Here is a 2,548-nt window from a genome sequence, read left to right on the forward strand (position 1 = left end):
GGAATCCCAAAATAACGACAAAAAGCAATAAAAACAGGCACACGATGACGACAGCTCCCCTGTTGCCGTGTTACGAGGAAACGAAAGAAGTTTTCTCCGGTTTCTGGTATGGCACCACCGGAAAACTTCAGGCAATAGTCACTGATTGCCTTAATGCGTTGCGTCGTGTCTTTGGCTTTCTTTATTCTCAGCAAAGGCGCCTGTATTTCTGATGGTTGCTGGCCAATGTTTGTCAGCACTTCTTCCAGTACTGTTTTCATGCCTTCTGAACAGCGGGCATCAAAACGGTTTGATTCTTTTGACCGGGCTTCTTTTAACCGGGCTGCTTTTAACCGGGCTTCTTTAGCAGATTTTTCTTTGCCCGGTTTCCGGCGTTCTACAACATAAGTAAATCGAATACTCTGGTTGGCTCTGGCCTCTGGAATAGACAGTGTGTGAAGCCCGGTATACCGGTCCCTGACCAGGGTAAACGGCCAATCGGGTTTCATGCGCAGGGCTACTATATAGTTATCAGGCTCCAGGCTGGGCAAGGCGTAGCGACCATTGTCCGATGTCCAGTCAAAGGTTGCCAGCGTTTGGTTGCTGGCTAATGTCACTGGCTGGTCATGCTCTGGTAACCGGGCAGGTATGATAATTTCGGCCCCCTGCAGGTGTTTATCATTAATACTGATCAGTTGGACTTCGCCCTCAGTAAACACACAAACATCCTCTGCCCACCATCGATACATCCCGGGAGAATAGTGCCTATGTTCGAAAATTACATATTCGTTAAGTTTTGACTTACCCCAGCTCTCATAGTTCGTTATATGGTCCAATGCCGGAGCCTCATTCCCAAGGGCTTCTGGATGGTATTTTTCAGGTGCTTTATCACCGTAAATAGCCATCGCTTTATTAACAGGTTGTAGCTCATGGTTTGCTCTCTGATCCAGTGCCGGAGCCTGTTCTTTGTAAGCTTGTGGAATGTACTTTTCAGTAGCCTCACCGCCGTAAAAAGCCAACGCTTTATTGACGGGTTGTGACTCATGGTTCGTTTTCTGGTCCAATGCCGGAGTTTGTTCCTCGTGGACTTGTGGCATGTCTTCTTCAGGAGTGTTATCACCGACGAAAGCGGATGCTTCGTCGATAAAATCGTCTACCAAATGGTTCGCCAGATCACTGAGCTGATGCCAGAATGCAGGCCACCATTGAACATCATCGGCCTTCCACGCGCTTATCCGCTGGTCAGCCGCCTGAAGATAAGGCTGGTTAGTGGACATTTTCAGCGTTTGTTGCTCTTCTGTCGTCATGGGAAATACACTACCAGAGTCCATGCCGGTACTGCTAAACGTACGATCAAACCAGCACTGTTGCCAGTGTCGGTAAAGTGCCCGGGTGAGAATGTCGTCCGACTCATCCGGCTTCAGGGAAAGACCGGATGCTTGCCATTTGGCCTGAGCCACACCCTTAATGATTTCCGTTTTGGCTTCCTTTTTTGTCAGACCGGTCTTAATACGGATTTCACAGTTTTTTTCATCAACACTGTTGCAATCGCTGCCTCGTATCAACCACGGGCGATTCATTTTCGGTACCGTTTCGTTGAACCATTTGCAAAGTCCGGCATCAAGCTCGCTTTTACCCATGGCAATAGCCGACGACTTTGGCAGTTTATCCAGTGATACATTGGCTGCCATCAGGTAAAGCCGGTAGTGCTGGTTGAGGCATTGGTGAAGGCCGTTTTCAGTAAAATCACCGCCTCTGATGACGGCTCTGGTGACATTCTGTAAATCAAGACTGGTCGGCTGCAACGGCAGTTTTTTCTGTTGCAGGCAAGTCCTCAAACGACAGTGTATATTAGCCAGATCTTCAGCGATTATTTTCCCCTGTGGGGTCTGTGGCAACACTTTCTCAGCAATGGCCTGCAATTCTGCCGGGCTGTACTGCCGGATAGGTAAATGTCGGAAACGCCCTTTCAGCGCCGGTGATAAGGGTTTGCGTCCGCTGTACTCGGGTGGGTTGGTCGTGGCAAACAGGTGGAAGCCCGGATGCGCGTCACCGGCCAATATGTCGTTCAGCTCACCTTCCAGGTGCTGGCTGTCGATCAGATTCATTTCCGAGATGACCACGATGCCGCCATTCACTTTTGCCGTCTGGATTTTTTCACACACTTTGTTCCAGGAGCAATCACAGGCATTCAGGGAAAAGACTTCCGGCATGGATTCTCCCCGCTGCCTGGCCTGCTGTTTGACACTGTCGATCATCAGATTCAGCGTGGCATCTTTACCCCGTCCGGCCGGGCCTTCAACCAGCGTCGCCTGACGGCCGCCGTGTTTTCTGTTGAGATGATAGGCCTGCTGACACCGACTTAAATCCTGTCCGAGCTGTTGCACAAGTTCACTGACTGCCGATCCGGAGGTATCAAAATCAGGTCGGGTTTGTTCGGTGAATGTCATGAAGGGCTGCTGTATATCCTGCAGGTTCTGTGTACGAACTTTGTCGCTCAGGGTGTTGTCCGGTTGGTAACGGGCAGCAAACCAGATTTCCAGTGCTGACAGGGCATCCTGATGGGTTT

At 50.1% G+C, this 2,548-nt stretch carries 1 protein-coding gene; it reads right to left on the minus strand.

Annotated features, from left to right (window positions below):
- A partial coding sequence (locus KDK17_RS06650; RefSeq protein ID WP_257287659.1) for a hypothetical protein occupies positions 1–2,548 on the minus strand: 2,548 nt, incomplete at both ends.

Source organism: Endozoicomonas sp. SESOKO2 (genome assembly GCF_024606245.1).
Taxonomy (GTDB): Bacteria; Pseudomonadota; Gammaproteobacteria; order Pseudomonadales; family Endozoicomonadaceae; genus Endozoicomonas_A.